The following is a 6,381-nucleotide window of genomic DNA, read 5'->3' on the forward strand; positions in this document are numbered from 1 at the left end:
GGTAAGCAGAGTTTTTGAAATGTAAGGCCTTTGAATAAGACAAAAGGCTGCCTCATCGCTAACTTTGCAACAGTGCCGCGCGACGAGCAGCAGCACCAGGAGCAGAAGCACGTCGAGAAAAAGCAACAGCAGATCGAGCAGCGCCCACGGCGGGCCGCTCGCATCGGATAAGTCGAAAAATCCGGCTAAAGTGGCCGAGCTGCACATCAGGCCGCGCGGTTTTCCTCCCTGATCGCCGGCGCGGTTTCTTCCTCCCTGAACCGCATGCAGACTTGCCGCCTCGGACACCCCGAGGCGGTTTTTTTTCGCCTCGCTCGAGCATCGCCGCATCCGACGATGCCGAGACGACCAGGCCGCGCACGTCGAGCTGCAGCATCGCCATTGCCGACGATGGCACCAGGTCGCCGGCGGTGGCCACCGACCTCGAGCTCGCATCGCCACATCCGACGATGCGCGCCGGCGTCGACCATCGCCAGGTCTGACGATGGCGGCCGCCCTGCCCTGGATCTCGCATCGCCATTTCTGGCGATGAGATCCACGGAGCGGCCATTTAGACCCGCCAATAACGACCCGGCCAAGATAAATCGCATGACGGCCTTTTTGGCCGGGGGTAGCATGACCGGACACTTTGCGTATGCCCAAAGGAGCCCGCAAGTATGCGCAGGACGAAGCCAGTAGCCGCGCCGATGGTGGCGCGGGTCTATCTGCGCGTCAGCACCGACGCGCAGGACTTGGAACGCCAAGAGGCGATCACTACGGCCGCGAAGGCCGCCGGCTACTACGTCGCCGGCATCTACCGTGAGAAGGCATCCGGCGCACGCGCCGACCGGCCTGAGCTGCTGCGCATGATCGGCGACCTACAGCCCGGCGAGGTGGTCATTGCCGAGAAGATCGACCGCATCAGCCGCCTACCTTTGCCCGAGGCCGAGCGCCTGGTGGCCTCGATACAGGCCAAAGGCGCACGCCTGGCCGTCCCTGGCGTGGTCGATCTATCCGACCTGGCGGCCGAGGCCCAGGGCGTCGCCAAGATCGTGCTGGAAGCCGTGCAGATCATGCTTTTTCGCCTGGCCTTGCAGATGGCCCGCGACGACTACGAGGACAGGCGCGAACGCCAGCGCCAAGGCATTGAGTTGGCCCGCCAGGCCGGGCGGTACAAGGGCCGCCGTGCTGATCCGAAGCGCCGCGCCCAAGTTGTCGCGCTGCGCAAGTCCGGCTACAGCATCAACAAGACCGCCGAGCTGGCCGGGTACAGTGCGGCCCAGGTGAAACGGATATGGGCCGAGGTCAGCCAGGCCGAAGCGAAGCAGCACGGCGCGTTCGTGGAGGACGCATTGACGGAAGCCGATGCCCTGGCCGCTGTCGGCCAGGATGAGCGCCAGGAGGAAAGGGCATGAAGAAGCCGAACCAAGACGACGAGCCGTTTTTCATCACCGAGGAGATTGCGGCCGAAATGATCGCCGGCGGCTATGAGTTCGAGCTGCCGCCCATTCCTTGCACCATCCGCCTACGCGACGTGCTGGAGCGCATGACCGATGCTGAGCTAGCATTGCAGCCGGGCGAGATCGCCGACCAGGAGCGTGAACGCTGCCGGCGCAAGCCGTGTTCAACCTCATGATCTGGTCATGGTATTTTTCATGGCACTGAGCCTGATAGTTCTTGCAAATTGTTGTCACTAAAGGGTTTTGTGTGCTTGTTTACAATCGAGTGGGAGTGACGGGCACTGGCTGGCAATGTCTAGCAACGGCAGGCATTTCGGCTGAGGGTAAAAGAACTTTCCGCTAAGCGATAGACTGTATGTAAACACAGTATTGCAAGGACGCGGAACATGCCTCATGTGGCGGCCAGGACGGCCAGCCGGGATCGGGATACTGGTCGTTACCAGAGCCACCGACCCGAGCAAACCCTTCTCTATCAGATCGTTGACGAGTATTACCCGGCATTCGCTGCGCTTATGGCAGAGCAGGGAAAGGAATTGCCGGGCTATGTGCAACGGGAATTTGAAGAATTTCTCCAATGCGGGCGGCTGGAGCATGGCTTTCTACGGGTTCGCTGCGAGTCTTGCCACGCCGAGCACCTGGTCGCTTTCAGCTGTAAGCGTCGCGGTTTCTGCCCGAGCTGTGGGGCGCGGCGGATGGCCGAAAGTGCCGCCTTGCTGGTTGATGAAGTACTGCCTGAACAACCCATGCGTCAGTGGGTGTTGAGCTTCCCGTTTCAGCTGCGTTTCCTGTTTGCCAGCCGGCCCGAGATCATGGGGTGGGTGCTGGGCATCGTTTACCGCGTCATTGCCACGCACCTGGTCAAGAAAGCGGGCCATACCCACCAAGTGGCCAAGACGGGCGCGGTCACCCTGATCCAGCGTTTTGGATCGGCGCTCAATCTGAATGTTCACTTCCACATGCTGTTTCTCGACGGTGTGTATGTCGAGCAATCCCACGGCTCAGCGCGTTTCCGCTGGGTCAAGGCGCCGACCAGCCCAGAGCTCACCCAGCTGACGCACACCATCGCCCACCGGGTGGGTCGCTATCTGGAACGGCAAGGCCTGCTGGAACGGGATGTCGAAAACAGCTATCTGGCCTCGGATGCGGTGGATGACGACCCGATGACACCCCTGCTGGGGCACTCGATCACTTACCGTATCGCTGTCGGTTCACAGGCGGGGCGAAAGGTGTTCACTTTGCAAACTCTGCCGACCAGTGGTGATCCGTTCGGTGACGGGATTGGCAAGGTAGCCGGGTCCAGCCTGCACGCCGGCGTGGCGGCCAGGGCCGATGAACGCAAGAAGCTCGAACGGCTGTGCCGGTACATCAGCCGCCCGGCGGTATCCGAGAAGCGGCTGTCGTTAACACGAGGCGGCAACGTGCGCTACCAGCTCAAGACGCCGTACCGGGACGGCACCACGCACGTCATTTTCGAACCATTGGATTTCATTGCAAGGCTGGCCGCCCTGGTACCGAAGCCCAGAGTCAACCTAACCCGCTTCCACGGGGTGTTCGCACCCAACAGTCGGCACCGGGCGTTGGTCACGCCGGCAAAACGGGGCAGGGGCAACAAGGTCAGGGTGGCTGATGAACCGGCAACACCAGCACAACGGCGAGCGTCGATGACATGGGCGCAACGGCTCAAGCGTGTTTTCAATATCGACATCGAGACCTGCAGCGGCTGCGGCGGCGCCATGAAAGTCATCGCCTGCATTGAAGACCCTATAGTGATCAAGCAGATCCTTGATCACCTGAAGCACAAAGCCGAAACCAGCGGGACCAGGGCGTTACCCGAAAGCCGGGCGCCACCGGCTGAGCTGCTCCTGGGTCTGTTTGACTGACGAGCCTGAAGGCCAACGATACCAATCAAAATGCTGCGTTCACAGCGCCGCGGCAGGGATCCGCCGTGCTGGTTGTCGGAAAAGGAGCCGCTAGTGGGAAAGAGGAGGGTAAATTTTCAGCGTTGCTGGCTCCCCGTCAGCCGGATTGGGTTGCATCGCAGGGGTGTCGAAAGAGTCAACTGCGGTCCAAAGCTGTTGGACTTGGGTGAAAAGGGCGTTTATTCTTCCTATACGTGCCGCGTTCCAGGCGGCGACTATGAGGGCTATGTCGATGCCCATGTGCGCCGGCTGGAGGCGCTACGCCGGGCCGGTATCGTCGAGCGGATCGACGCCGACCAATGGCGCATCCCCAATGATCTGGTCAGCCGTGCCGCCGCCCATGACGCCGGCCGAGACAGTCAGGCCAGCGTTCGCGTCCTTTCCCCGGTCGATCTGAACAAACAGATCGGATCGGACGGCGCGACCTGGCTGGACCGGCGGCTGATCCACGGCGAGACGGCCGACCTTGCGCCAACCGGCTTCGGGCAACAAGTCCGCGAAGCCATGGACCAGCGCCGCGAGCACCATATCGAACAGGGCGACGCCACCCGCAGCCGGGACAGCCGCGTCTTCTACCGGCGCAACCTTCTCGCCATCCTGCGGGAGCGCGAGGTAGCCGGCGTCGGATCGGATATGGCTTTGAGTAAGGGCCTGCCGTTCCGCGCCGCCACGGACGGCGAGAGCGTCAGCGGCAAGTTTACCGGAACCGTGCATCTATCGAGCGGCAAGTTCGCCGTGGTCGAGAAATCCCATGAGTTCACCCTTGTCCCGTGGCGGCCGATCATCGACCGCCAACTCGGCCGCGAGGTTATGGGCATCGTGCAGGGCGGGTCGGTGTCGTGGCAGTTAGGGCGGCAGAGGGGGCTGGAACGCTGAGTGCGCCCATGCCGCATTGCGAAGCAAAAGATAATCGGATAAAATGTAGCAATTCATATTCGTAAGCGTGGAGTAATCAGATGGGAAATTCCAAGTCAGCAGACAAGTAAGCCGCAACAACCAGTATTGTTGTTGCGGCGCTCTGTAAGGCTAGTCTCATCTGATTGCTGACGAGCAGACGTCGCCCGGTATTCCTTAATCGAGGGTTGATTCGTCATGACCACCACACGCCCCGCGTGGGCCTATACGCTGCCGGCAGCACTGCTGCTGATGGCTCCTTTCGACATCCTCGCTTCACTGGCGATGGATATTTATCTCCCTGTCGTTCCAGCGATGCCCGGCATCCTGAACACGACGCCCGCTATGATCCAACTCACGTTGAGCCTCTATATGGTGATGCTCGGCGTGGGCCAGGTGATTTTTGGTCCGCTCTCAGACAGAATCGGGCGACGGCCAATTCTACTTGCGGGCGCAACGGCTTTCGTCATTGCGTCTCTGGGAGCAGCTTGGTCTTCAACTGCACCGGCCTTTGTCGCTTTCCGTCTACTTCAAGCAGTGGGCGCGTCGGCCATGCTGGTGGCGACGTTCGCGACGGTTCGCGACGTTTATGCCAACCGTCCTGAGGGTGTCGTCATCTACGGCCTTTTCAGTTCGATGCTGGCGTTCGTGCCTGCGCTCGGCCCTATCGCCGGAACATTGATCGGCGAGTTCTTGGGATGGCAGGCGATATTCATTACTTTGGCTATACTGGCGATGCTCGCACTCCTAAATGCGGGTTTCAGGTGGCACGAAACCCGCCCTCTGGATCAAGTCAAGACGCGCCGATCTGTCTTGCCGATCTTCGCGAGTCCGGCTTTTTGGGTTTACACTGTCGGCTTTAGCGCCGGTATGGGCACCTACTTCGTCTTCTTCTCGACGGCTCCCCGTGTGCTCATAGGCCAAGCGGAATATTCCGAGATCGGATTCAGCTTTGCCTTCGCCACTGTCGCGCTTGTAATGATCGTGACAACCCGTTTCGCGAAGTCCTTTGTCGCCAGATGGGGCATCGCAGGATGCGTGGCGCGTGGGATGGCGTTGCTTGTTTGCGGAGCGGTCCTGTTGGGGATCGGCGAACTTTACGGCTCGCCGTCATTCCTCACCTTCATCCTACCGATGTGGGTTGTCGCGGTCGGTATTGTCTTCACGGTGTCCGTTACCGCGAACGGCGCTTTGGCAGAGTTCGACGACATCGCGGGATCAGCGGTCGCGTTCTACTTCTGCGTTCAAAGCCTGATAGTCAGCATTGTCGGGACATTGGCGGTGGCACTTTTAAACGGTGACACAGCGTGGCCCGTGATCTGTTACGCCACGGCGATGGCGGTACTGGTTTCGTTGGGGCTGGTGCTCCTTCGGCTCCGTGGGGCTGCCACCGAGAAGTCGCCAGTCGTCTAACCGACGACTGGTAGCAGGCCCGCTCCGATGCGGCGCACTAACCATCGAAACCTCGTGAATGTCGGTATCCTGTCTGGCAGGATACCGCTCATTTCCCTTGTTCAGTTCATCGCCGTCGCCGAGCATCTGAATTTTCGGCATGCGGCCAAGGCACTTGGTATCAGCCAGTCGAGCGTCAGCGCGCGTGTGAAAGCGCTGGAGGATAACCTTGGTGTCCTGCTATTTGAGCGCCATGCGCGGGGCGTTCGGCTAACAGACGCAGGCAGGCACTTCATGGAGCGTGTCACGGCGGGTGTCGATCAACTCGATCACGCAGTGAAGACCGCGGAGTGACGGGCACTGGCTGGCAATGTCTAGCAACGGCAGGCATTTCGGCTGAGGGTAAAAGAACTTTCCGCTAAGCGATAGACTGTATGTAAACACAGTATTGCAAGGACGCGGAACATGCCTCATGTGGCGGCCAGGACGGCCAGCCGGGATCGGGATACTGGTCGTTACCAGAGCCACCGACCCGAGCAAACCCTTCTCTATCAGATCGTTGACGAGTATTACCCGGCATTCGCTGCGCTTATGGCAGAGCAGGGAAAGGAATTGCCGGGCTATGTGCAACGGGAATTTGAAGAATTTCTCCAAAGCCCTCGACGCAGCGCCGGCAGGCAGAGCAAGTAGAGGGCAGCGCCTGCAATCCATGCCCACCCGTTCCACGTTGTTATAGA

Annotated in this window: 7 protein-coding genes and 1 pseudogene; 7 read left to right on the forward strand and 1 reads right to left on the reverse strand. The window is 60.4% G+C overall.

The genetic code is table 11. The features are described 5' to 3' along the window. A partial coding sequence (locus OKC43_RS21450; protein WP_170868628.1) for a hypothetical protein occupies positions 1-330 on the reverse strand: 330 nt, incomplete at its 3' end. A gap of 326 nt (positions 331-656) precedes the next feature. Between OKC43_RS21450 and OKC43_RS21455 the strand changes: the two genes are divergently transcribed. The 7 genes and pseudogenes from OKC43_RS21455 to OKC43_RS21485 all read left to right on the forward strand — a co-directional run. Then, on the forward strand, positions 657-1,394 hold the full coding sequence (locus OKC43_RS21455; protein ID WP_001366550.1) for a recombinase family protein: 738 nt from the start codon (positions 657-659) through the stop codon (positions 1,392-1,394). After that, a complete protein-coding gene (locus OKC43_RS21460) occupies positions 1,391-1,615 on the forward strand; it encodes a hypothetical protein (protein ID WP_000743213.1) in 225 nt (74 codons plus the stop codon). Before OKC43_RS21455 ends, OKC43_RS21460 begins: the two co-directional genes overlap by 4 nt. A 210-nt stretch (positions 1,616-1,825) precedes the next feature. After that, entirely contained in the window at positions 1,826-3,319 is a 1,494-nt protein-coding gene (locus OKC43_RS21465) for an IS91-like element ISCR2 family transposase (protein ID WP_001120888.1), read from the forward strand. Positions 3,320-3,349: 30 nt separating this feature from the next. Further along, entirely contained in the window at positions 3,350-4,234 is an 885-nt protein-coding gene (locus OKC43_RS21470; RefSeq protein WP_021598067.1) for a DUF3363 domain-containing protein, read from the forward strand. Between the two features lie 216 nt (positions 4,235-4,450). Further along, positions 4,451-5,665 (forward strand): chloramphenicol/florfenicol efflux MFS transporter FloR, encoded by a 1,215-nt coding sequence (floR, locus tag OKC43_RS21475; RefSeq protein ID WP_023300759.1) that lies wholly within the window; start codon positions 4,451-4,453, stop codon positions 5,663-5,665. A 54-nt stretch (positions 5,666-5,719) separates the two neighbouring features. Beyond that, positions 5,720-5,998: a LysR family transcriptional regulator gene (locus OKC43_RS21480; protein ID WP_001100557.1), complete on the forward strand. Its 279-nt coding sequence runs from the start codon at positions 5,720-5,722 to the stop codon at positions 5,996-5,998. Positions 5,999-6,109: 111 nt separating this feature from the next. Further along, positions 6,110-6,319: pseudogene (locus OKC43_RS21485) on the forward strand (IS91 family transposase); the annotation flags it as partial. Between the last annotated feature and the right edge of the window lie 62 nt (positions 6,320-6,381).

Origin of the sequence: Aeromonas sp. Y289-2 (assembly GCF_027705925.1) — a bacterium.
GTDB classification, from domain to species: domain Bacteria; phylum Pseudomonadota; class Gammaproteobacteria; order Enterobacterales; family Aeromonadaceae; genus Aeromonas; species Aeromonas veronii.